23 protein-coding genes are annotated in these 25,372 nt (G+C 33.8%); 11 read left to right on the top strand and 12 right to left on the bottom strand.

What is annotated here, in order from left to right; all coding sequences use genetic code 11:
* Positions 1-24 precede the first annotated feature (24 nt).
* The gene (locus tag U6A24_RS13570) at positions 25-3,273 is read left to right on the top strand and encodes a M14 family zinc carboxypeptidase (protein WP_324180529.1); all 3,249 of its coding nucleotides are present in this window, start codon (positions 25-27) and stop codon (positions 3,271-3,273) included.
* A 52-nt stretch (positions 3,274-3,325) separates the two neighbouring features.
* Here the strand turns inward: U6A24_RS13570 and U6A24_RS13565 are convergent, their stop codons facing one another.
* Positions 3,326-4,306 (bottom strand): Ig-like domain-containing protein, encoded by a 981-nt coding sequence (locus U6A24_RS13565; protein WP_324180528.1) that lies wholly within the window; start codon positions 4,304-4,306, stop codon positions 3,326-3,328.
* Positions 4,307-4,411: 105 nt separating this feature from the next.
* Complete coding sequence (locus U6A24_RS13560; RefSeq protein ID WP_324180527.1) at positions 4,412-5,518, bottom strand: hypothetical protein; 1,107 nt, start codon at positions 5,516-5,518, stop codon at positions 4,412-4,414.
* Between the two features lie 182 nt (positions 5,519-5,700).
* On the opposite strand from U6A24_RS13560, the gene U6A24_RS13555 reads away from it, so the two are divergent.
* Both U6A24_RS13555 and U6A24_RS13550 read left to right on the top strand, forming a co-directional pair.
* Entirely contained in the window at positions 5,701-6,489 is a 789-nt protein-coding gene (locus U6A24_RS13555) for a helix-turn-helix transcriptional regulator (protein ID WP_324180526.1), read from the top strand.
* A gap of 102 nt (positions 6,490-6,591) precedes the next feature.
* The gene (locus U6A24_RS13550) at positions 6,592-7,914 is read left to right on the top strand and encodes a S41 family peptidase (protein WP_324180525.1); all 1,323 of its coding nucleotides are present in this window, start codon (positions 6,592-6,594) and stop codon (positions 7,912-7,914) included.
* 118 nt (positions 7,915-8,032) lie between these two features.
* Here U6A24_RS13550 and U6A24_RS13545 read toward each other — a convergent pair whose 3' ends face one another.
* Positions 8,033-8,245 carry a helix-turn-helix domain-containing protein gene (locus U6A24_RS13545; RefSeq protein WP_324180524.1) on the bottom strand — a complete coding sequence of 71 codons (213 nt, stop codon included), beginning with the start codon at positions 8,243-8,245 and terminating at the stop codon, positions 8,033-8,035.
* Positions 8,246-8,358: 113 nt separating this feature from the next.
* Between U6A24_RS13545 and U6A24_RS13540 the strand changes: the two genes are divergently transcribed.
* Positions 8,359-8,709 (top strand): hypothetical protein, encoded by a 351-nt coding sequence (locus U6A24_RS13540; RefSeq protein WP_324180523.1) that lies wholly within the window; start codon positions 8,359-8,361, stop codon positions 8,707-8,709.
* A 159-nt stretch (positions 8,710-8,868) separates the two neighbouring features.
* Here U6A24_RS13540 and U6A24_RS13535 read toward each other — a convergent pair whose 3' ends face one another.
* Positions 8,869-10,428: a leucine-rich repeat domain-containing protein gene (locus U6A24_RS13535; protein WP_324180522.1), complete on the bottom strand. Its 1,560-nt coding sequence runs from the start codon at positions 10,426-10,428 to the stop codon at positions 8,869-8,871.
* A gap of 597 nt (positions 10,429-11,025) precedes the next feature.
* Between U6A24_RS13535 and U6A24_RS13530 the strand changes: the two genes are divergently transcribed.
* A complete protein-coding gene (locus U6A24_RS13530) occupies positions 11,026-11,409 on the top strand; it encodes a hypothetical protein (protein WP_324180521.1) in 384 nt (127 codons plus the stop codon).
* A gap of 6 nt (positions 11,410-11,415) precedes the next feature.
* Positions 11,416-13,020 (top strand): FAD-binding protein, encoded by a 1,605-nt coding sequence (locus U6A24_RS13525; RefSeq protein ID WP_324180520.1) that lies wholly within the window; start codon positions 11,416-11,418, stop codon positions 13,018-13,020.
* 68 nt (positions 13,021-13,088) lie between these two features.
* On the opposite strand, the gene U6A24_RS13520 is transcribed toward U6A24_RS13525, so the two are convergent.
* Positions 13,089-13,868 (bottom strand): N-acetylmuramoyl-L-alanine amidase, encoded by a 780-nt coding sequence (locus U6A24_RS13520; RefSeq protein WP_324180519.1) that lies wholly within the window; start codon positions 13,866-13,868, stop codon positions 13,089-13,091.
* 193 nt (positions 13,869-14,061) lie between these two features.
* Positions 14,062-14,487 carry a DUF4231 domain-containing protein gene (locus tag U6A24_RS13515; RefSeq protein WP_324180518.1) on the bottom strand — a complete coding sequence of 142 codons (426 nt, stop codon included), beginning with the start codon at positions 14,485-14,487 and terminating at the stop codon, positions 14,062-14,064.
* A 221-nt stretch (positions 14,488-14,708) separates the two neighbouring features.
* Here U6A24_RS13515 and U6A24_RS13510 point away from each other — a divergent pair, with 221 nt between their 5' ends.
* A complete protein-coding gene (locus U6A24_RS13510; RefSeq protein ID WP_324180517.1) occupies positions 14,709-15,443 on the top strand; it encodes a toll/interleukin-1 receptor domain-containing protein in 735 nt (244 codons plus the stop codon).
* A gap of 29 nt (positions 15,444-15,472) precedes the next feature.
* Here U6A24_RS13510 and U6A24_RS13505 read toward each other — a convergent pair whose 3' ends face one another.
* A complete protein-coding gene (locus tag U6A24_RS13505) occupies positions 15,473-15,718 on the bottom strand; it encodes a hypothetical protein (protein ID WP_324180516.1) in 246 nt (81 codons plus the stop codon).
* A gap of 423 nt (positions 15,719-16,141) precedes the next feature.
* Positions 16,142-17,416 carry a hypothetical protein gene (locus U6A24_RS13500; protein ID WP_324180515.1) on the bottom strand — a complete coding sequence of 425 codons (1,275 nt, stop codon included), beginning with the start codon at positions 17,414-17,416 and terminating at the stop codon, positions 16,142-16,144.
* Positions 17,417-17,537: 121 nt separating this feature from the next.
* On the opposite strand from U6A24_RS13500, the gene U6A24_RS13495 reads away from it, so the two are divergent.
* The 4 genes from U6A24_RS13495 to U6A24_RS13480 all read left to right on the top strand — a co-directional run bounded on the left by U6A24_RS13495 (position 17,538) and on the right by U6A24_RS13480 (position 22,868).
* Positions 17,538-18,653 (top strand): hypothetical protein, encoded by a 1,116-nt coding sequence (locus tag U6A24_RS13495; RefSeq protein ID WP_324180514.1) that lies wholly within the window; start codon positions 17,538-17,540, stop codon positions 18,651-18,653.
* 235 nt (positions 18,654-18,888) lie between these two features.
* Positions 18,889-21,072: a chymotrypsin family serine protease gene (locus tag U6A24_RS13490; protein WP_324180513.1), complete on the top strand. Its 2,184-nt coding sequence runs from the start codon at positions 18,889-18,891 to the stop codon at positions 21,070-21,072.
* Positions 21,073-21,178: 106 nt separating this feature from the next.
* Positions 21,179-21,901, top strand: coding sequence for a hypothetical protein (locus tag U6A24_RS13485; protein WP_324180512.1), 723 nt, complete (start codon positions 21,179-21,181; stop codon positions 21,899-21,901).
* A 52-nt stretch (positions 21,902-21,953) separates the two neighbouring features.
* On the top strand, positions 21,954-22,868 hold the full coding sequence (locus U6A24_RS13480) for an ATP-grasp domain-containing protein (protein WP_324180511.1): 915 nt from the start codon (positions 21,954-21,956) through the stop codon (positions 22,866-22,868).
* A gap of 111 nt (positions 22,869-22,979) precedes the next feature.
* On the opposite strand, the gene U6A24_RS13475 is transcribed toward U6A24_RS13480, so the two are convergent.
* From U6A24_RS13475 to U6A24_RS13460, 4 genes are read right to left on the bottom strand one after another with little or no spacing between them, the layout of a single operon-like run.
* Entirely contained in the window at positions 22,980-23,396 is a 417-nt protein-coding gene (locus U6A24_RS13475; protein ID WP_324180510.1) for a hypothetical protein, read from the bottom strand.
* Positions 23,397-23,431: 35 nt separating this feature from the next.
* Positions 23,432-24,352 carry a DUF5777 family beta-barrel protein gene (locus tag U6A24_RS13470; protein ID WP_324180509.1) on the bottom strand — a complete coding sequence of 307 codons (921 nt, stop codon included), beginning with the start codon at positions 24,350-24,352 and terminating at the stop codon, positions 23,432-23,434.
* A 1-nt stretch (position 24,353) separates the two neighbouring features.
* Positions 24,354-24,899 (bottom strand): YceI family protein, encoded by a 546-nt coding sequence (locus U6A24_RS13465; protein ID WP_324180508.1) that lies wholly within the window; start codon positions 24,897-24,899, stop codon positions 24,354-24,356.
* Positions 24,900-24,939: 40 nt separating this feature from the next.
* Complete coding sequence (locus U6A24_RS13460) at positions 24,940-25,365, bottom strand: OB-fold protein (RefSeq protein WP_324180507.1); 426 nt, start codon at positions 25,363-25,365, stop codon at positions 24,940-24,942.
* Positions 25,366-25,372 lie beyond the last annotated feature (7 nt).

The following is a 25,372-nucleotide window of genomic DNA, read 5'->3' as shown; positions in this document are numbered from 1 at the left end:
TCAATTTAAATTACTCTTAAAACCATGAAAAAAAGTATTACCCTTTTGCTTTTGGTACTATGTATCATGGGCAATTTTTTATTCGCACAACAAACAGATCTTCAACGGGCAAAATCTTATCTTAATACCAAGGGAGAGGTTATTTTTACTTTTAGTATAGAAAACAAAGCAGAACTAACTGCTATAACCAAAGAATTATCAATTGTCCATTATGATGACATCACAAAAATCGTCAAAGTAATGGCAAACCAACCGCAATTTGATTCTTTTTTACAAAAAGGAATATCTTTTTCGGCTTCTGCCCAGGACAATATCATAGGCTATAGGACTATGACTTCAGATATACCTATTGGTAAAGCGACAACTTTTCCGCTTACAGCGTATCCCACGTATGCAGATTATATAACAATGATGAATGACTTCGCCACAAATAATCCTGCCATTTGTAAAGTTGAAAATATTGGGGCAACAACCGAGGGTGATAAATCTATATTATTTGTAAAGCTTTCAGATAATGTAAATAGTAATGAACAAGAACCAAGAGTAATGTACACATCGTCCATGCACGGTGATGAGATTGCTGGTTATCCTATGATGTTAAATCTTATTGATTATTTGTTGGGTGCATATAATGATACAAGTCATCCGCGACACGCCGAAATTAAAAACCTGTTGGATAATAATGAGGTTTGGATAAACCCATTAGCAAATCCTGATGGTACTTTTAGAAATAGTCCTACCAACACCTCGGTGGCCAATGCTACACGTGGTAATGCCAATAATGTAGATCTTAATAGAAATTATCCCGATCCAGATGATGGTCCCAATCCAGATGGAAATGCTTATCAAACCGAAACATTAGCATTTATGAATTTTGCAGATACCAAGCATTTTGTCTTATCAGCCAATTTTCATGGTGGTATAGAATTAATCAATTATCCATGGGACACTTATGCAGGAGCACATCCCGATGAAGATTATTTCATTTATATCTCTGAAGAGTACAGAGATCTTTGTCAGGCGAATAGCCCTGCAGGATATTTTGATGCCAGAAACAATGGAATTACCAACGGTTATGCTTGGTATGAAGTACAAGGTGGGAGACAGGATTATCAGATTTATAATCACAAAGGACGAGAGGTAACCGTTGAGTTGTCGAATGCCAAGACCCCTCCCGCAAATCAATTAGTTAATTTTTGGAACTACAATCGAGATGCACTTATCGCTTTTCTAAAACAAGTGAATTATGGAATTCGTGGAGTAGTTACAGATGCAGTTACAAATCAACCTATACAGGCAAAGGTCACTATTGTAGGTAAAGAGAGTTATGAATCCTGGGTACCTACAGAATTACCCGAAGGAGATTATTATAGACCAATAAAAGCCGGAACGTACAGCATAATATACGAAGCAGACTGTTATGAGCCTTTAACAGTTACTGGAGTATCCGTTAATGATTATGAAAGTATTGTAAATGATGTTCAATTAACTCCAATTGCTGCTGTTGCACCATCGGGATTTTCTGCTACCAATGTACAATCTGTTTCGGCAACTTTGAGTTGGCAGGCGACTACAGGTGCAACCTATGATGTTCGCTATAGAACTATTGGAAGTACTAGCTGGACCCTGGTCTCTTCAAATAACAATACCATAAATATTACAGGGTTAGCACCATTAACTAATTATGAAGCGCAAGTACGAAGCAATTGTGCAGGTGGTAACAGTTCTCCTTATAGTACATCGGTTAATTTTTCTACAACCGAAGTTCCTGCGTGTGCAGGAGTTAATAGCTTTCCTTATTCTGAAAGCTTCGAATCTGGTTTGGGCGTATGGATCAATGGCTCTGGAGATGATATCGATTGGACACGAGACTCTGGCGGAACACCATCAAATTCTACAGGCCCATCTACAGGTCTGGACGGATCATTTTATTTGTATACTGAGGCTTCAAGAAATCCGGCGCCACCCGGAAGCCCTAATAAAGTAGCGCTTCTTAATAGTCCATGTATAGATTTGTCTTCACTTTCTGGTGCTTCATTAGAATTTGGCTATCATATGTATGGAGCAACAATGGGAACCATGGAATTATTGATAAGCACCGATGACGGGGTAACCTATTCTTCAATTTGGACAGAAAGTGGAGATCTTGGAAATACCTGGAATCAAGCTTCTTTGGATATTTCAGGTTATGTAGGATCGGTGGTTAGATTACAATTCAAAGGTGCCACAGGTAGCAACTGGCGCAGCGATATGGCAATCGACAACATTAAAATATTCTCTTCTATGCCAGACAATGAGGCGCCTACGGCACCCGCAAACTTGGTTACATCCAACGTATCTGCTACCAGTATTACACTTTCCTGGGAATCATCAACAGATGATGTAGGAGTAACTGGATATGAAGTATACCAGGGATCGACACTCATAGATACAACGGTCGATGGCTTGATTAGTGTAGTTTCGGGTTTAACTCCAAATACTTCATATACATTTACAGTTGTTGCAAAAGATGCAGCAGGAAATAGTTCTTTGCCAAGTAACGTGGCTAGTGTAACAACTTTAGAAGGAGATATCAGCTATTGTACTTCTCAGGGTAATAATATAAACTTTGAATATATCGATTTGGTAAGTTTAAATGATTTAAATAACCCCAGCACGGCATCATCGGGATATACAGATTATACGGGCTTGCCAGCCGCAATCGTTCCTTATGGATCAAATTCGATAACGTTAAGTGTAGGTTTTACAAACTCTTCATATACCGAATACTGGGGCGTTTGGATTGATTATGACAAAAATGGAACTTTTGAAGCCTCAGAGCAAATAGTATCGGCTTCTACCACGAGTAGTGCAAATCAATCATATAATTTTACTGTACCTGGCACGGCTCTAGATGGAGAAACTAGAATGCGAGTATCTATGAAATATAATGCAGCTCCAGATCCTTGTGAAACTTTTACTTATGGCGAGGTCGAAGACTACACAGTAAATATTGGAGGTGTGGTCTTTAAACAAAATGCTCAAACATCCAGTTTGATTAGTGAATTAAAACTTTATCCGAACCCTGTTGAACAAGGAGTACTGTTTTTGAGAGGGTTAAATAACCAAAATGCTCATTTCAGAATAATGAACTATTTGGGACAATCTATTCTTAGGGATGAGTTGAAAGAAAATAAAATTGATGTATCTATTTTAAATAGAGGAATGTATATTCTCGAAGTCAATACAGACGATCAGGTTGTTATCAAGAGATTTGTAATAGATACTAAGTAAACTATGTAAGTCAAGCATATAAAACCCCTTGAAGTAAAAAACAAGGGGTTTATTATTTTATTGAAAAAAATAAAGAATAAAAAGCCTTATCGATATCTTTAGATGTTTCGTCTACTATTTTCGTGTCAAATAATCGATTAAGATTGTTACCGGCTAAATCTTCAATACGTGAATCTATTACTATTTCATATTCTCCTTTGATCCATGGTTTATGTGGTTTTAAAACTAAAGTTGATTCGTTTTTAATTAGCTTTAAATCACCAGTAACTTTCTTTTTATCAGGATTTAGTAGTGTAATTCTATTTAACATACTACCATAATCCATTTGTTCTTTAAAGTCAATTTTTAATTCTGAAATGGTACCTACTTCAGGAGAGCGAATTTTCCAGGAGTTAACATTTGGTTGTTTTCTATCCGATGTTGTAATAATAAACTGATGAATTTGGTTTTGTTTCAACGGGATTCCTTCTTTATCCTTAAACTCTTGTGTAATTACCAAAGAATATTCTTTTCCTTCTTCAAAAACAGCTCCTAATTGTTGGTTCGGGATTAACCCTCGTTTTTGTCGTCCAGGATCAATCCAAACGGTTAGGAGTTTACGATCTTCAGAAATAAGTGCATTTTCCAGGTTTAATATAGCCTTTCTTATGGTATCACCAGAAGCCGTTAAAAAATGTATATGATCGTACGGATTTGTTTGGTCAATAGATTTAGAAAATCGAATGTACCATTTCAATACATTGGATGGTAGTTTTCTTGAAGAAGGGTAGATAGCTTCTATAGAAAGTCTTTCGTAATCCTTGGGTGGATTGATCTCAAAATAATCGACAACACCATTATAAACGACGGTGTATTTTTGATTGAAAGTAAAGGGAATCAACGGAGTAAATCTCGAGGATTCCTTTTTGGATATAATGCTCCCTAAAATAGGAGTGGCAGTATGTACATTCTTTTCTGATAACTCACCCTTGTAAACTTTAAAACTCGCAGAAGAATCTACTGTTTCCGTAAGGGCAATATAATCTTTTGTCACTTCAAATGTTGATAAATCTTGTGACCAGCAACATAGAGTGAAAAGAATAAATGCTAAAGAACTTAAATTGTTTTTCACTAGAAATAGAACTTATGAAAACGCCTATTATTTAAACCACCAGCTGCTTCCCGTTCTTAATAATAAGTTCCCCGTGGATTCTCTTTTAATCATTAGAAATCCATCTCCCAATTTATCCAACTGCAATACATTTACATACGGAAGGTTTACATATTCAACCCCCGCTGCGGCCCCTTTTTTGGTTACTGGTGTAGTCAAAGCATTTTGATAAGCTTCAAGATCAGCAAAATCCATTTTCATTAATGGTCTATTGGTATTAGAGATCACCAGATATCGTTTATCACCATTTTTCATTTCTATCATATCCAACGGGCTATTTCCGCTACCGAGTTCTGCCACAGTTCTACCTTTGTGATGTTCTCCTGCTTTTATTTTGTCCATAGGTAGAACTACTAGCGGAGTACATGTGTAACCAGCTACAATATGAGGGTTACCTTTTATACTGGTAGCTAAAAATGTTTTGATAGGCGCATGTGTTTCATATTCACCATGAGCAGCATGAAAGATTTCAAGAGAACCATAAATTTGCTGATCTGTAAAAGGAAAATCAACAGATCTAAAAGTTGAGGCAAATTCTTTGTTGCTTAATCCAGATAACAGCACTTTACCCTCATGATATTTTATGTCTGCCACAGCCCATTTTCGCAATTCACGCCCTCTTTTATCTTTAGCATCCTTTGCTACCGGATCGGTTATTGTAGTTTTGCTATGGGAGACATCTTTTAACGGAACTTGTTTCAGTTTATCATCTTCAACACGAAATAATACCGGTATACCCGAACTATGGTGTACAGCAATATAGATATTGCTATTCTCTGGATTAACTGCCATATCTGTAATTTGAATTTGGTCTACTGCAGTACCCAACATATCAGCAATTACTTTATCAAGAAAATCAATTTTTACCTTGCTATTGTCCACTTTTGGATGAGAACTTAGGTCGACTGCTACAATTTGAGCCGAATTACTATCGCCAATAAATAGAATATTTTCTGGTCCAAATGTCATAGAGTTTATAGAAGTAATCCCTGGATCACCAGTTTTAAAATCTACTTTTAACAACGAGTCTGCATGAATGGTGCCTGAAGTAATAGATAGGATCAACAAAATAATGAGTGACGTCAATGTTTTCATGATTGTTTGTTTTATAGAATGATCGATACCTTTAAAAGTAGGGAAAAAGCAAGATGACTTCAGTTAAAAAAATGCCAATAAGATTTACGTTTTCTTAAAGTGCTCTTTTATGGTATCATATTTGTTGCTTTTTATTACTACTTTTAGAAAGTAACATGCTTGTTATACTATAGACTTGAAGTATGATTCAATTAAAGACTAAGGAATTTTTGGGAAAGACAACGAAACAATTCTCTTTTGGGGATTATGATATTTCTATGGTTAATTATCATAAGCCTGTTTCTGAAGATTGGCACTCTCATGAAAAATATCACCTTTCTTTAGTTTTACAAGGAGGAAATTTAGAATCTAGAAAAAAGGAAGATCTCCAAATACTCCCGGGTAGTATTGTTTTGTATGATAAAGAAGAAGTACATCGTAACAGATATACAGCGTTCCCTTCAAAAAATCTGAATATAGAAATTGATGATCCTTTTTTTACTAATAACAGTTTATCTACCACCGATTTTAGAACTTCGGTCCTTAAAAATACTGAAGTACAATTTCAGTTGTTGAAAATTTATAAAGAGTTGCTATTGAATGATGTTTCCTCATCGAGCTCTATTCATACTTCGCTACTTACTTTGTTTTCTGTTTACGATAAAATATCTGATTATACTCCGCAATGGGTTTCAAAAATTAGAGAGGTATTATTAGATCGTTGGGATGAATTCATAACATTAGAAGAGTTATCTCTCGAGTTAAACATACATCCCGTAACTATATCAAGATATTTTTCGAGACACTTTAATTGTACACTTGGGGAATATATGCGAAGAATAAAAGTTGAAAAGGCAGTATTATTTCTTAAGCAAACTAATAAACCTTTGACAGAAATTGCCTTTTTATGTGGCTTTTCTGATCAAAGTCATTTCACCAAAGTATTTAAGCGTAATACAGGATTTAAGCCGAAGGAATTTAAGAGCATCTAAATACTTGTTGGATCTAGGCTAATTTCGTTCTATTTTCTATATTTTTTTCTTCTTTACTTTACTTGATATACATTCTATAAATAATTTATATCATCATCAATCATGAAACAAACAGTATTTAAAAAAGGGCTGGGATTCATAGTATTTTTTCTTGTATTTACTTCGGGTTTTGGGCAATCTACAAATAATGATATTGTAAAACAGGCTCAGCAATTACTGGAAGAAAATTATATTTTCCTTGACAAAGCCAAAGAAACCAACGCACATTTGGATGCCCTTATGAAAAAAGGGTATTTTGATAAAATGCAACCCAGTGCTTTTGCGAAAGCAATGACAGAGGAGATGCAAAAAATCACTAAGGATAAACATTTGCATTTTCGTGCACCTCGTACACAACCGTCATCAAAAGATGTTCGTCCAATTACTAGCCTTATCTCGCGTTATCGAGGAGCTCCAATGCTTAGAGGGTTTCAATTGTTCGATTCCAACATCGGTTATGTAGATTTGGCGTTTTTTGGCGGCTCTGAAGAACACTTGGCAAAAATCGATCAAGTAATGCAGAATATGCTTGTAGCCGATGTGATCATTTTTGACATGAGGCGAAATGGAGGAGGCGACCCAAATACCGTAAATTACTTGAGTAGTTACTTTTTTGATGAAAAATTGCTTTTAAATTCAATTTATTCGCGTGCGCAAAATCACACAGAAGAATTATGGGTAGTCGATGTGAAAGGTGAAAAAAGACCAAAAGTTCCTGTTTATATACTCACTAGTAAGAGAACATTTTCTGGAGCAGAAGATTTTTCGTATACCATGCAAAGCCGAGGAAGAGCAGTAGTTGTTGGTGAGGTAACCGGAGGAGGAGCTCATCCAACCAGGGGGTTTCCTCTAGACAATGGGTTTGGCATTGGGATACCATTTGCCAGAACAATAAATACCGTAACCAAGACAAATTGGGAGGGAACAGGAGTACAACCAGATATTGAAATGCCAGCAGATGATGCTCTCGAAAAGGTAAAAAGTTTGGCAGTCAACAAGGCCAAAGATTATAAAAACCTGTTATTTCAACCTTTGGAAGAAAGTTTTAAATCTGTAGCAGGTAAGATGGCTTCAGATACCGATAAAAAAAAGATTCTAGAATCCTTTAAAGAATTAGTAGCGTCAAATATTTTGGGTGAAGGGAGTATCAATAATATAGGGTATTCTTATCTGCAAATTGAAAAACCCGAAGTTGCTATGGTTATATTCGAATGCAATACACGTTTGTTTCCGGATTCGGCGAATACATGGGATAGCTTGGCAGAAAGTTATCTTGATCTGGGTAATAAAAAGAAAGCAAAAGAGTATTATGAGAAGGCGATTAAAATGGATCCAGACGGTGGGGTTGGTGAAAATGCCCGTGCTATGCTAAAAAAGATCGAGTAATTAAATAGTACTTTAAGTATATATACTCTTTGAGTAGAGGAGGTTGGATTAATTCTTTCGGAATAGTCCAACCTTTTTTATTGCGTTAAATTGGACGTACACCATAAATGAATAAAGGTTAGGACTTCTCTTTATAATCAAGTATATCCTTTATTTCTACCCCCATATAATCCGCTATTTTTTTAAGCCTCTCAAAATCTTTTACAAGATCTTTTCTCTTCACAATATAATCTCCAGCCTGCGGACTAACCCCAAGTGCTTTTGAAATTCCATACACCGTTTTTGACCCTTTACTTCTTTTTAAGAGTCGTTTTAGTTTTTTGTTAACCATAATAAAATAAGCTAAAAGGAATCAAATATACAAATAAATTTTTATTAAAAAAATATTTGATTATTAAAAAAATGTTTGTATATTCGTTTCAAACAAATTCAAATCATTCAACTATGAAACTCTTATTAGCAACTGCAGTATTTTGCGTCTCTTTTGGACATGCTAACTCTTTGGATTTTTCAAATGCATCAAAAGAGAAAAATGATAAAACAGAGAATAAAAAAGAAGAGGAGGGAGTCGCTAAAAACAAAAATGTTCACTCTCTAAAAAAGTGGAAAATATCTATAAAATATACTAATGGTAGTGTAATATCAAAGACTATTGTTGTAGATGAAAACTCAGAATTGAGTGCGTTGGATACGGCTTTTTCAGAAGCAGAAAAACATCTTAGAAATTTCAAAAATGTAAAAGATTATAGTATTACACCTGTTACAGAGTCTTATGTTTTGTTAGCAGGAGATTAAGATTTTATTTCAATCCCTTGAACTTACCTATGTTTAAAGAAAGGCCTATTTTGGGCCTTTCTTTTTTGTATATATGTAGTTTACATTATTGAAGAAACAGAAACAGCCTAGTTGATATCAACTAGGCTGTTTTTTTGTTATGAATAATCTTAACTACTGTTAGTTACATGTAGTTGTAGCGTCTTTTTGCACGTTGGTTCCAGTGTTTGCCATATCACATACTGCTTGTGGTATAGATGTTAAAGTTGGGTTGGCAGTTATGTTTAAATCCTCTAGGTTTGTTAACTCCGATATTTCTTCTGGAAGAGATGTCAAAGAGTTGCTGTCCAAAAATAGGTCTTTAAGATTCGAAAGACTGTTTATTTGTGTCGGGACAGTGGTAATTTGATTTCCAGATAAAAACAAGCCTTCTAATACCGTCAAACTTAAAACTTGATTAGGAAAGGTGCTTAAATCACATTCATTAAGGTTTAATGTGACTAAGTTTGTTAAGTTTCCAAGTTGTGTAGGTATTGTATAGTTGGCACCAGCAAGACTTAACCATGTAAGATTTGTTAGGTTACCTATTTGAGTAGGAATAGAAGACAAATCAAAATTACGACCTAAGTTTAAACTTACAAGACTATTTAGATTTCCGATTTCGGTAGGCAAAGAGTTTAGCCCGGTATTAAATAAATCAAGAAACTCTAAGTTAACTAGACTTCCTATTTCAGTTGGGAGGGTGCCCAAGTCATTATTGGATAATAATAACTGTGTCAGCGTGCCTTGTAAATTCGAAATTTCTGAGGGTATTTCGTTTATATCATTGTCCTGGAGGTATAATTGACTTAACATTGGTAAGTTTCCTATCTCTGCAGGTAATACCGTTAATCCCTTATTTGAAAGGCTTAGTGTAACAACTCTGTCGTTTTCGGCGGTTACGCCTTCCCATGTATTGATATCAAGATTTGAAAAATCCCAATTTAATGTATTACTGGAATTAGCATTAAATAAAATCTGTAAAGTAGCGTAATCTGATTCGTTTTTGGTGACAGTAACAGTATAGTTGGAAGTACTCCCATCCTCGGCTGTTATTGTAAAATCAACAGCAGAAGAAAAATCAACTGTTGCACCAACAGAAGGGTTGGAAGTTGCTCTGTCTGATAAAACAAGAGTGGGTACTAGTGCATCTATTGCTGTACTAAAAGGAACAGTAACAGCTATAGTGTTATCGTTGGTATTGATAACGCCTGTAATATTTTCTGAAATTGACGAATTATTATCTGCATTAAAAGCAAATGATATAATGTCACTTTCTGTATTGTTAGAATTTGTAATAGTTATTGTATACTCTACGTCTGTTTCATCTTCGGCAGTTACCGTATACACTACCGGACTAGAGAAATCTACAGCGGCCTGATTTTGTGGGTTGACTGTAGCTTTATCTGATATTGTTACCGTTGGAGTCAACGAAGTAAGATCAATACCAAATGGAACAGCTACATTAACGGTTTTTGAAGTTTCATCAATAGATCCAGTTATGTCTGCATCTAGACTGGTGTTGTTAGAGGCTCTTAAAGAAAAACTAGTGATCTGTTTTTCACTACTTTTAACTTCTCCTGGGTCTACAGGACCATCGTCTCCGCCACTGCTACATGAAAATAACAGCAAAGAAATGCATAGTAGGTAATAAATGGTCCTAGGAAACAAATTCCTAAATTCGGGCTTGGGACTATTCATAATAAAAATTCTGTTAAAAAAAACCAAAAATAGTTATTTTTTATTAAATATCCCTTTTTTATTGAGTTTTTGATAAAAATAAATTTGAAAACCCCTATAATTTCAAATAATTCTTACATTTTGATTAAGTTAATTCTTACATTCTTATTTCAACTAATTAACATGTTGTTAATAAAAAAATGTTACGAAAAGTAAAAATTACCATCAGATTTTTGACTAGTTTTTACCTACACATTTCCTTTTCTGTATTACCAAACATTGATACATTGATATCGATTAAAAATCAAGGGCGATACACCCCGGAATACCTAAGGGGTAAACCCCTATTTTTAAGATTGTTTTTTTTGGTCAATAAGATCAGAGTTTAATTTTTGAATATATAATTTCTCTTCTGGAGCCTTAATTATCCTGATGTTCAGTAAATTATTATGACTATAAGGATATTGATGAAAGAATTATTGGGGAATTTTTAGTCTTCTTAAAGAAAAATATTACTAAATTTAAGTACCTCAATTGTCATAGCAAATACCCCCACATTTTTTAAAGACAACATAGAATTTATGTGTTAATATTTAATCAATTATATGATATAGTATTATGACAATTTTTAATAGAAATTGGTTTCGAATAGCCTTTTTGTTTGTAGGGCTAACAACATTATTTACTTCCTGTTATTCTGTGCGCCTTGTAAGTACACATGGTGCTTATATGCCATGCCAAACAGGTATCGAACCTGAGTGTATAGAGGACCATGGCAATTTTTATCGAGATAAAAGGGTAGTGGTAATAGATACAGTCGTTAAATCCAGTGCGTTTATAGATAAAATTGGTCTTAAAGTGCAGCAGTCGGGTTGCGAAACGGGGAAATTATTCTCTGTAGAATATAAAAATACATTTGGAGGCTCGCTTTTATACCTTGTTAGTTTTGGAAGTAAACGTAAGGTGCGGATAAAATATGTCTGTATGAAACCAGAAAACTAATCTACTATGGCAAATACAATTTCACATCAAACATCACAATGGGATACTTTGCATAATAATGGCCCATTCAAGTTAAAACTATTACAAAAAACAAGACTAGAAGGTAAAACTAATATGCCTTCAGATGTAGATAGGTATAATGACGCTGCTAATGAAATTCGTAGGTTGTTACAAGAAGCATTAGATACCAATGAAGGTTTCAGGGCCTATGGTGCTCGTTGGTCAATGTCGAGCATAGCACATCAAAAAGACAGGATGCACTATAATGTTTTTATGAATTTGGACCTTCAAATATCTTCTGGTGATGTCCATACCTCTTCTCTATATAAAGGGGAAAACCTTTTCTTTTTTCAATGTGGAAATACAATCAAAGAAATATCTCAATCCCTTGCTACGCATGGTAAATCATTAAAAACAAGTGGAGCTAGTAACGGGCAAACCATTGCGGGCTGTATCTCTACGGGAGTCCATGGATCTGCCCTTGATGTTGGATCTATACAAGATTATGTTGTTGGACTTAATCTTATTACTGGTCCCAATCCTGAAGATGTCGTTTACCTTGAACGACTGTCAAAACCAGCACTCAATGATTCGTTTGGATTAAAAATTAAATCAAAAGTAATTCGGGATGATGATTTGTTTAATGCGGCATTAGTGAGTTTAGGGTCTTTTGGTTTTATACATGGAGTGGTGATTGAAGCGGAAGATCAGTTTTTGTTGAAACGCTATGTGAAAAAAATTGATAAACGTATCGCTCTGGAATTATCTAAAACTATGGATTTTGAAAATTCTTCGTTTACCATCCCTGGTGAAACTGACGCAAACGGAAAAGGGTTAAGACCATATCATTATAAAGTATTCATAAATCCGTATACTGATGATAATCAATATGTAGTCGAGGTGATGTACAAAAAACCTTTTACAAACAATTATCCAGATCCATTTACAACTATTGAAAATTCAATCTATCGAGATTTAATTCATGTATTGATAAAGATTAGTGAAAAGTTTCCGAAGAAAATACCATTTTTTATTAAGCGATTAGAAAAACAAATACTTCCAGATGTAAATGAAGAAACCATAGGTACTTTGTATGAAACTTTTTGGGATGCTCCATACCAGGGTCCGGCATTTGCCTGTTCTTTTGGGGTCGATAGTAAAGATTCTGAAAGTGCATTAAATGCCTTGATTGATCTTACCAAAAAAGAGGGCCCTATACCCGGTATCTATGCTATGCGATTTGTTAAAAAATCTGATGCAACATTGGCATTTACTAAGTTCCCGGTTACCTGTATGATTGAGATTGATGGAGTTTTATGGAAGAAATCAAGAAAATTGATAGGGTTAAAGGAATTCTCGAGAAGGATGATCGAGGTTTTACAACAAAACAATATTCCATTTACAATTCACTGGGGTAAAAATGCAGATTGGGCATTTCCAGATTTGGTAAAGCATATGTTCGGAAACAATGCAGAAGTGTGGAAAAAACAACGTAATAGATTGCTTTCTACAGAAATGGCAAAAGTGTTTTCGAATAAATTCTTGGATACTATTGGTTTGTCCAATATAGAGGATACAAAAGATATAGAAGATTTAATTGCTTCAATATGAGAAAGTAAAAAGGTAGGGGAGTTGTGATGAATTTTACTTTTTCACAACGCTTACTTAAAAAACGGTATTTAAGTAATAGAACCGTTTACGCTTTGTATAACTTGATCCCATTCAAAAGCTTCTCCGATATCCCATTTGCCAGATGTTCTGAAGTTGACATGTGATAATATCCCATTAAAACTTTGCACTTCACCAGAACTTAAGGTGGTATATCTTTTATTTGTAGGCAAAAAGTTTCTGGGGATATTATAAGCGTTGGTTAAATACTTTAGTAAAAGTATAAGGCTAGAATATTGTTTTTGAGTATGTGTGGCAAAGTAAGTTTCTCCTCTAAATGGGGAGTTAAGTTTTGTATAAAAACTAGTCTCATCCATTCCGCAGTAAACATCAGAATTTGAATAGGCCGATACCAGATTGGACCCAATTTTTCTTAAATATCCAATATTGGAAAGCTCGATACCAATCGTTTTTCTGCTCATTGTAGTATTTCCACCTACCGCACCTCTTCCAAGATGGAAAGACCAATATTTTGAAGACCATAATTTAAGTATTGTTCCATCTCGGGCAATTACAAATGGTACAGAGACATGATTTGAGGGTTGTGTAAGCTGCGCTATATCACCTTTTAAATACCCTGCTGTAAAATGTACTACAATATTTGTCTTTCGTTCTTCTTCTTTGTAGTAGAAAGAATCATCATTGTTTTCGCGTACACAGTCAATATAATGCATCGTTTCCCCATCACCAGTAGCTATAGAATTGGGTGAAATAATAAATTTTTTTCCATGTGAATCCAAACCTGTTCTATAAAAAGATCTTTCATGAGAAGGTATTCCTGATGCTTTCATAAGTTTTATTTTTTAATTGTTAGGGTCATACCCAAAATAAAATTCATCTTATTCCTGTCTTTTAAAATAAAATGTACTCGATTGCAAAAAATATTCAGTGGGATATGTGTTTTTTTGTATAAAACACCTGGATAAGTTGATTGTTTAAATATAATAAAAAACACGATAATTAGATGCACTCAAAAAAGGTAAATTATTCTTCTTGACTAATGATTTTACTCCATTCAGAATTCTCTGTACTTATGTACGTTTCAATTCTACTAACAAATTGATTGAACTGTGCTTTTTCGGCATGATAATGTCCAGATTTGGTCATATACAAAAACTTTTCATGTTTCAAAGTTTCAGCAGTTGTTCTATATTTTGCCCATTTTTCCTGAAATTTCATTAATTCTGAAATACCAGTTAGAATGGCAACCACCATACCCAAAGCCCCAACAACATAGTTCAAGTATTCTGGCCCCGATTTTAAGAAACCTGAGATAAGTGGTATGAATGCAGAAAAACTTATAATAAGCCCTTTGGTCCATAAATGCATTCTTTTGTTGGCAGCACTTTTTGTACCATACCATTTTATTTGATCTTCAACCCTGTCTTTTATGTATTGTTCTTCATTCATTGGTTTACTGTTTTTTTAGTTAGATGGTCAAAAAACCTAAGTGCATTTTAGGAACATTATTTTATTTCTGTATTACAGAAATTCAAGTTAAATTTAACAATCTTAATCGTCAAATTGTAAATCCCCGATATTTTTTTTAGAAAAGTAAAAATATGCCTATGCTTTTTTTATTTATCTTATAAATTTAGACCTTGAAAAAGGTTTTGATGCTAAAAACTAACATGAAAAGACACGGAGTTTTTATAAGTTATAGTAAAAAAGATACCAAATGGTTAGACTATTTAAGAGTTCACCTAAGTTTTTTAGAGCGTGAATATAAATTTACGATCTGGGAAGACTCAAAAATAGAAGTCGGTGCCGATTGGCGAACCGAAATAAATAACGCGATTAACTCTACCAAGGTTGCTATTCTAATGGTAAGCGCTAATTTTCTGTCTTCAGAATTTATTAATAATGAAGAGCTACCAGCACTACTTACTGCAGCAAAAGAAGAAGGCGCACATATTTTTCCTATAATTATTAGTCATTGCATGTTTTCTGATGTAGACGCAATTTCAAGATTTCAAACTATTAATCCTCCTTCAGAACCATTAATTATAATGAATGAAGGACAGCGAGACGCACTTTTTTTAAAAGTGACTCGTGAAATAAAACGTGTTTTATCTACAGGTATTGCTATACCCAATAGTACTACAAATCTATCCTCAATAGAAGATTTGAAATATTCTTTTAATCGTGTGAACATCATGAGTATCTTTTTTGAAAACCATAATACTACTGGGCTTTCAATCAAAGAAATCTATAAATTATCAAAATTAAGAAAACGAAAAGAGGTAATACGTGTAATCCATGAGCTCGAAGCTCTTGCGTTATTGAATAAAACCAAGGTAGAAAATTTATCGTACTACAAATTAACTGATATCGGTTATGATTTTGTAGACGAACATATCGTATAAGTAAAAGATACTTGGTTGGTTTATCCTTATTACTCCAGTTTTACGTCCTGAGCGAGACGGCATAAAGCAAACCAACGCAAATACGAACTCATTTGGCTACCAATACTTTTCAAACTTTCTCTTTTAACAATTAATGATGTTGTTTCTCCGTCATACAACATGGTATCCCCATGGGTACAATAGACGGTTTTTAGAAAAAGTCCAATCAAAGATGGATTTACCGCCAATTGACCTATCGAGGTACTAAGTCGTAAATGTAAATTTGGCTTGAACATGATTTAAATAATTAATACATTCATTTATAAAATAAAACTTAAAATTTTACATCAAAACTTATGCCACAAACCTTGATTTGGTAAAGTAATGTTAAAATTCAGTAAATAAATCTTAATATCAACATTAGATTATCCAACCAAACGAAAATCATTTCATAATCAACATTAAAAACATTACAAGAAATTGTAACATAAATTAAGGTCCAAAAACATCTTTTTGATCGTACCCTATTCGGGCACCAATTTCATGCCCTGGAGTAAGAGTAGAACAAAATAGAATGTAGAAATGAAAGTGTCATAATTCTATATTTTATTTCCATGCAAATATACGGTTAATATTTCATTGTCGCAATGTGGTAAAACCGTAATATTTAAGGGAAATTTCCCTAGTGTTTAGTTTAATCGGAACTAAATAAATAGATGTTAAAAGGAATCGATATCGAAATCTTCATATAGAATGGTTTGACCTTTAGGTTCTTGATTAATTTTTAAAAAATCAACTTCTCCGGCACCTAAAAACTTATAACGTATACCAACAAAATTGCCAATAGGTTCATTATATTCTTGGGTATAAATCTCTAAATTATCGATATAGACCGATACTTTTTTTTCTTTGATCATAATATCAATAATTCTGAATGTAGAAAAATCTGCTCCAAAGGCCGAAAGATCATGTTCTTTCCCTTTAAGGTAAATATCGTTTAACATTAAATTAATATTGGATACACAACCTGGTATCGAAAATGGAATCACCATAGCTCCCGAGGTTCCTAAAACAACGATTCGGAAAGATTGGCAAACAGCCCATTTATCTCTGTACAAATTACGTACAGAAGTACGTATAGAAATATTGTCACCCGAAATGTTCTTAAAATCATCAACCAAATGAAAACTTGAGATGATTGGGTTTTCATTTGACTTTATCTCTTCGATTATAGAAGACGGCATCGATAAATGCTTACCAAATAAATCCTTTTGATTAATGTATTTTGGGATAGGTTTATATTCAACAGTACCCACCCAACCGTTAGATCTAATAAATAGATCATGTTCCCTAATGATTTCTCCATCAACTAAAAGTTTGGCTCCAAAATATCCTGGAAAATAATAGATTCCCGTCGCTTGATTTTGTGACGGTTTGATTTTAATCGTTTTGGTTTTATCCCAATATTGTTGGATATATATACTATTCGATTTTAGATCGTTTAGATCGAAATCGAAAACTACAGAATTTGGAAGTCCTTGTGTAATAGGTTTACTGCTAAAAACGATTTTAGATAAATTAGCGGGACTAATAGTATCCTTTTTTGAACCTATCATAGAATAAAAGGAAATGAAAACTATTGTCATAATAGAAGCTGTAATAACAATAATACCCATATTTTGAGCAATTTTTTTTGCTATCCAAGAAGGTTTTTTGATATCGTTTTTATTCTTGAAATCTCTCCAGTTTTCGTATTCGGCAAATTGAGCAAGTGTATTTAGGGTACTAATACTTGGGGCGCTTTTGTAGGTAATTCTACCCCAAACACGTTTTAGAGTAGTAGGACTCAGAAGAATTTGAGTGTTTTCTCGAATAACATCACTTAACTCAATAAATACATCATTATGCCATTGGTTTGAGTTGCCCCAACCTAATTTATCTTCGATTTCTTGCAAACATTTTTGCACCAATGTATGTTCTTGATATGATTTCATGATATAAAACAAAAGTCACTAAAAATTGTGACTTGAACAACATTGAATCGTTTTGCACGAATTTGTTTTCGAGGTATTAGTAGCACTTCAGAACTTTGATTAAATCAAAAACAAATCGCTAATGACAAGGTTTCTTTTATTTATAATATTTAGTATTGCTTTACAACAAAAAGCGTATCTGCAAAATTACGTTCCTTTGGACACATTACATTGGGAAATAAATGCTCAATCTTACATTTTGGAGAATTATAAAGGCAAAGATGCTATTTATATTCAACGTGGGTTGGCATTTTTGAAGGATGAGAAATTTTTAAATGGCACCATAGAGTTTGATGTATATCTTACCAAGAGACAGGGTTTTCCTGGAGTTCGATTTAGAACTTCTTCAGATAGGCTTAATATGGAGTCTTTTTATTTAAGAGCTCATCTTCCTAACAAACCTGATAGTAATCAGGCGATCCCAGTAATTAATGGCATGAGTCCGTGGCAATTGTATTTTGGTCCCAGTTACTCTGTACCTTTTGATTATGATTATAATGATTGGACCCATGTTAAATTGGTAATTAATGGTAAAAAAGCACAGGCATATTTGGATTATTCAGAAAAACCAAATTTGTCCTGGAATTTGGTACACGAACCAAAAGAAGGTGGAATAGCTATTGGCGGAGGCGGTGCTGGACCTATGCATTATGCCAATTTTAAACTGAATAAAGAAGAATACGAGATTGTTGATTTTAACCCGGCCAAAAGAAAACCAATCCAAGGTTTGATTCAAGCATGGGAAGTTTCTGATAAATTTGAAGAAAAACAACTTGACAATCTAAATACCTTGAAACCTCTTATTGCCAAAAGGAAATGGGGTAAAAAAATTAGAGTAGAAGAGGGTACCGCAGCCAATATTGCCCGACAAGTGGTGCTAAATGATGGCACATCTAACAATACAGTATTTGCTAAAATCAGGATCATATCTGATAAGGACCAGACCAAACTATTCGAGTTTGGTTATAGTGACAGGGTCGTTGCGATTTTAAATGATACTCCTTTATATAAAGGTAGTAATCAATATCGATCAAGAGATTATAGGTATTTGGGAACTATAGGATTATTTGATGCAATCTATTTAGATCTGAAAAAAGGGGAGAACATTTTGTTAATGGCAGTTTCAGAAACCTTTGGAGGCTGGTTAATTACTGGAAAATTTAAGGATTTACAAGGAATTACAATTAAATATGATTAAAGATTACGGCTAGAAGTAGCTAAGAAGTTATTTTCCCCTATGAAATAAGGGGGAATGATGGTTTTATCATGAATTTTTTAACCCTGAAATATCAGTTATTTAACTGTTTTTCAGGGTTTTGTATTTAGATACATTTGCTTTGGTAATGATGCGGAAGATTGAAGTGGATTCCATGAAATTAAAAGCTCATACTCAAGTAATATTTAAAGTAAAATCTTAAAACCATGCAAATCAAATGAAAAATTTAGAGAAGATTAGAGCTGCAAAGCAAGAGGTAGAGAAATCTCTATTAGAAATTCCAGGGGTAACAGGAGTCGATATTGGTAAGAAAATCACCAAGGGTAAAACTACCGAAGAGATTTCAATTAGAGTGTATGTTGCAGAGAAGAAAGATTTGAAAGACATTCCTCAAAAGGAAAGAATTCCTAAAAAAATAAAGGAATTCAAAACAGATGTTATTCAATTAAAGTTCAAGCTTAACCAAAGAAAAATAAAAGAGCCAAAAATAGGACTTTCAGCCGATCGTAATACCTACAATCCATTGGTTGGGGGAATAAGTATTGGCCCTTGTAGATCTATTGGAGGTTATATTTTTACCGGAACTCTGGGGATGATAGTAAAGGACAACGCGACCAACAAGAAAATGATGTTGAGTAACTACCATGTAATGAGTGTAGATACAAGTTGGTCTGTTGGCGACGATATGACGCAACCAAGTAGAGTAGATGGAGGTAGTTGTCCATCTGGTACAGTTGGAGAACTAAAACGCGTATCTATTGGAGGTACCGTAGATTGTGCTGTAGCCGATATCAATTCCAGTAGATCTGTTGATTGTTCCATACACGAGATTGGTGATGTAAAAGGAATTAATACGGCTTCTGTAAATCAAAAAGTTCGTAAAAGAGGAAGAACTACAGGATTAACACACGGTACAGTAGATAGTACAGATTTAACTGTAAAAATTGCCTATGATGGCTTAGGAGAAGTAACATTAACCAACCAAATTGGTATTAATGTAGATGCTTCATTAAGTAATGAATTTGGATTAGGTGGAGATTCCGGATCTGTGGTTGTAAATCCTGATAACGAAGTGGTTGGACTTTATTTTGCAGGAAACGAAGAAGTCCTTGATTCTAATGGTAACGTGATTCTTGAAGAAGGTGTTTTTGGAGTAGCAAACCCAATTCAAGATGTGCTAACAGCCTTGGATGTTAGCGTTTGTTTAGGAAAACCATTAATAGAGAAGAAAATAGAGATCAAAGAATTTAAGGAGATCAAAGAGTTCAAGGAAAAAGATTTCAAGGAGTTTAAAGAATTCAAGGAATTCAAAGAGTTTAAAGAAAAAGAGAAGGAATTCAAAGAGTTCAAAGAATTTAAAGAAAAGGATATTATTGAAAACCCAGGAGACATCTTTGATAATCCAATTAGACAAAGATCTGAAGCTTCCAAAGCTGGATCTGGACAGTTTAAACCTATTAAGGAGAAGGAAATTAAGGAGTTCAAGGAGTTTAAAGAATTCAAGGAATTCAAAGAGTTTAAAGAGAAAGATAAGGATATCAAAGAGTTTAAAGAAATCAAAGAAAAAGATAAAGACATTAAAGAGTTCAAGGAAAAAGACAAGGATATTATTGAAAATCCTATCGGCGGTAACCCAGGTCGCCCTTTAACTTCGCATGCCGCTGGAATTCAGGGTCCTGGAGAACGATTTAAGCCTATTAAAGAAAAAGAAATCAAAGAAATCAAAGAATTCAAAGAGTTTAAAGAGATCAAAGAAAAAGATAAAGAAAAGGAACTTAAAGAGTTTAAGGAGAAAGATAAAGACTTTAAAGAATTCAAAGAACTCAAGGAAAAGGACAAGGACATCAAAGAGTTCAAAGAAATCAAGGAAAAAGAAAAAGATATTATCGAAAATCCTATTGGTGGTAATCCAGGTCGTCTATTTACTGCAAATGCTGCTGGAGTTCAAGGCCCTGGAGATCGATTTAAACCTATAAAAGAAAAAGAAGTCAAAGAATTCAAAGAGTTTAAGGAGATCAAAGAAAAAGATAAAGAAAAGGAGCTTAAAGAGTTTAAGGAGAAAGATAAAGACTTTAAAGAAATCAAGGAAAAGGATAAAGATATCAAGGAGTTCAAAGAAATCAAGGAAAAAGATAAAGATATCATTGAAAATCCTATCGATTTTCCTGGGAATCCTTTGGGAAGAACTCCTGGAGGAGTATCAAATGGCCCTATGCAAAGTCGCATTAATTCATTAGAAAATACTGTAAATCAATTATCACATTTCATAAACACGAACTTAAGACCGGATTTACAAAAAAGTTCGCTGAAAAATGAAAGTGACTATTCTAACAAACTGCAAAATGATTCTATGCAGGCCAAGCAGTATAAAGATGTTAAAGACTCTGAAATTTCTGGTTGAGACTATGATATAAGGTTATAGAAACCTTATGTATTTAGTATAGTGCTACAAATTTGTAGCACTATACTAAAAATTAAATCCTTATTCATTTAAACTTAAAACAATTATGAACTATATATTTTGTTCAAAACATGATCAATCTGCTATCTGGTTGTATCAAGTTTTGAAAGATCAATTTGATGCTCTGGAAATAGTTACCGAAGATATGCTTTGGTATAATAAATCACTAAGGCTAAAAATATCATCAAACGCATCTCATTTTGATATACGCTTACATAATGGAATTCAGATTAATAGTGACACTACTAATATGGTAATTAATCGTTTTACGCGATTACCAGCAGATCATTTCATGTATGTCGAAAATAACGATAAAGAGTATGCACAATCAGAGTCCAATGCGGTTTTAGTTTCACTGCTTAATACAATAAAAGGTGAAGTTTACAATCCAGCTACAGCAAATTGCCTCTATGGAACATTAAAACATCCGCAACAATGGTTAAAAATGGTTGCGCAGCAGGGAGGTAACACCATCACATATCCATTTGAAAAAGCACTGTCTTATCAATATGTATCGGAAATCAAAGTGTTGGTTATGTTTGGTCAAATGGTGTTTTGTAATGTAAACATACCTGAAGATGTTAAGTCATTGTGCCTAAAGCTTTCTCAAAAGAGTAACAATCCTATTATTGAGTTTACTTTTTTACAAGATAAAATTGGAGCTATGCATTTTTCTACAGCAAATCTTTTACCAAATTTTAAAGAATACATTTCTAGAGAAAATGCTACAAATATTGCAACTTTTATTCATCAGCTAGTGGCTGCTTAATACCAAAGAGTTTTATCCATTTTTAAACATTTTAATAATAAATACTACAATTATGATACTAATTTGCGGTATACCAACAGAGACACCAGTGGCACTACTTATACAACAACTCGAAAATAACAAGTTGCCCTACCTATTGTTTAACCAAAGAGACTTTATTTCTACAAATATGGTTTATAAAATAGTTAATGGAAAAATCCAGGGCACTATAAGATTAAATGATAGTACCGTAGATCTTAATAAAATTACTGGAGTGTACAATCGTTTGATCAATTTTATGAGTATTCCAGAATATGAAGATACTAAGGATGAAGCCGTAAGACATCATTGCGCAAAACTTCATGATACCATAAATCAATGGCTCGAAGTCACTGATGCAAAGGTAGTCAATAAAAACTCTTCTATGATTTCTAATATGTCAAAACCGTTTCAAACTCAATTAATTTCTGATTTTGATCTTGATATCCCAGAGACTATTATCACCAATCAACCTGAAGAGGTAGTTTCATTCTTGAAAGAAAAGGAACGGGTAATATATAAATCGGCAAGTGGTGTAAGATCTATTGTGCAAGAACTTACCGAAGAGGACATCCCAAAACTCAAGAAAATTTGTTGGTGTCCAACTCAATTTCAGGAGTATGTCGAGGGTAACAATATAAGAGTTCATGTCCTGGGTGATCAAGTATTTTCTACTTTGATCAAATCAAGTGCCACAGATTACAGGTATGATTCGGATACTGAATATATACCTGTAAACTTACCTGATACGATTAACAGAGCTTGTATAGCATTAACCAAAAGTTTGGATATGTGCTTTTCTGGAGTTGATTTGAAATATGACGAGTCAAAGGACCGATATACTTGTTTTGAAGTGAATCCTAGTCCGGCATATAGTCATTATGAAAAACATTCTGGACAAAAGATATCCCATGCTTTGGCCAATTATCTATTAGGAAATGTGGCATAACCTTTATTAACATGATGCTATTAATCATAAAAAAGCCCCGTAATGGGGCTTTTTCTTGGTGTATTACCATCAAAAATAATGACGTACTTAATCGATGTATACACCGTCGAGTTATGGGGCAACATAGCCGTATCCCAAAAAATTCTGTGCTACTGTTCTGGGGGTAGAAATTATCATTTCATGAGAATTGTTATACCAATACAGTTGCAATGTTGCCATAGCACATAATTCATTTTCAACATTAAAAAAACGGCTTCTGAAACTCATTTTTTGTTTTTCGATGTCTGTGTTTACTAATTCGAGATTCAAAAAAAAGTGTTGTGTAAACATTAAATTTTTCAGTTGAACAGATTTTTCAAACTGTTTTTTCAACCCTATTTTTTGAGTATTTAGCTTATATTTTGAATACCCTTTTTGAAACAAAAAGGCATCCACCATAGAAGAAGTATATGATTGGTATGCATAATCTTGCATAACCATAAAGTCATCAACATCTTCTCCTTTCACTTTGTAAGTTTTTCTTAGCATTTTTTCCCATTTTTTGTAAAAAGAAAATCAAAGTATTATTGATTTGATTCTTTGACTTCTTTAAGTTTTTTCTTTTTGTTTTTTCCAAACTGAAAGGCTCTCGAAATATTAAACCCAAGGTGCACGTCGCCCTCAAAAAAATCATCTGTAGATTCGGTAATAAAACTTTTTTCTATCATGGTAATAGAATTCGATAAAATGATCTGAAAAACGTGACCACCCGTTTCAATGTCTATTCCAAAGGCTAGTGAGTTTGTTGCGTCAATAGATTCCAAGGGGTTTACGGTATAATGATATTCTCCATTTATCGAAACTCTTTTCGTGAGCTTTACTCTGCTGCCTATTCCTACGGCGAAAATATTATGAGGATCGTCTTCAATTTTCACAGAATTTCGATGAATCAAACTGGGAGTTACTTGCAAAGAAAACCCCGGACTAAATTTCCTGGCGATTAATAACTGTGTAGTATAGGACATACGCTCGCTAGAACTTGGTTCATTACCAGGCTCAAAATCATCAATAGATCTATAAACCGCACTTCCGAAAAGGGATATCGCAAAAGGAAAAGAACCTTTTTCGGCACCTTGTTTTAGTAGTTTTAGCTTAAAGAAACCGTCGTACTCTTTGTCAAAACTGCTTCTACCAATACCCAACATTAAATTATCGGTAAGTCCATATTCGAAAGCAAAACGAATATTGGATTGGTCCAGCCCATAAAGCTCTTCTGCACCAAGATTAACTCTTCCAAAACGGTGAGAGATTACAAACTCCAAAGTTCCTTTGTTCCGATTTTCGATAGAATGACCATTAAGAATTCTTGTTCCTTTAAAGGTAGAAGTAACAAAATTCTTTGTTTGCGGAGATTCTTCTTCCAAGATATCAAACAGATCTTCCTGAGCCAAGACATTGGGTCTACTAATTATAAATATTACTATGACTATAAAAAGATTTTTCATGTTATTTGATGTATGGTTTATGATCAAGTTCAAAAGTCACTTCTACAACTTCGGCAATGTTGTTAACAACAACAGCTGGAATTTTGATTCCAAAATCTGCTACTTTAACAGGAAAACTTCCGTTAACAGAAATGGCTTCATCAGTTTTGTTTACTGTGGCTTTGGTTTCGATGGTTTGGGTTACTCCGTGAATTGTTATATTCCCTTTTATGGTGACTTCTTGTTGCCCCGTGTTAAGATCCTGAAGCCCTTGAATTTCACCTTTAAATGTGGCTTTCGGAAATTTATCTGATTCAACATAATTTTCATTAAAATGTTCTTGCATCAATGATTTTTCGAACATGAATGATTTCATTAATATTGAAATGGCAATAGCCCCAGTTGAAGAATCGATAATGCTTAAAACCTGATGGTTGTCTGCTTTTATATCTTCTACTGGCGAACTTGAAAAGAAAGAAGTGTATCCTTGTTTTGTTAAATATTTACTTTGCCCAAAGGTGAAAGTTGTACTTAAAAAAAAGTATAATAATATATGTATTGGTTTCATTGGTTTTCTTTTTTATGATATTCTTTATAGTGTTAGTGCCTTAATCAACAATTACACACTTTACTAATATGACATCCATAAGATACCCTGTACAAATGCCTTTAATAGTAATTTGTTGCCCTTTATTTAAGGTCCAGATTTTCTCATTTTCTTCATGAGATAAATGACACATAATGCTTCCAAATGTATCTGCCGCTCCTATTACTACAACTCCTTTTCCATTTGTAATACTTGTTTCGATTATAGTACCGGTTACTTCGATAATTTGTTCCAGATACTTGACATTTGCCCGATTTTCATCCTCTTCAAAATCATTTACTATTGTGTTGGATGCAATTGATATATTCGGAGAAGATTTTGCTACATCTATATGAGGTTTATTATACAAAGTGTAATAGACGAATGCTCCTACCAGCATAACTATCAATATCGAGATAATCATCACTATTCTTGTTCTTCTGGTCATGAGATTG

This window comes from Aquimarina gracilis (assembly GCF_035285365.1).
GTDB lineage: Bacteria > Bacteroidota > Bacteroidia > Flavobacteriales > Flavobacteriaceae > Aquimarina > Aquimarina gracilis.
Note: the sequence above shows the minus strand (reverse complement) of the source record. Positions and strands in the feature narration are given on the sequence as shown.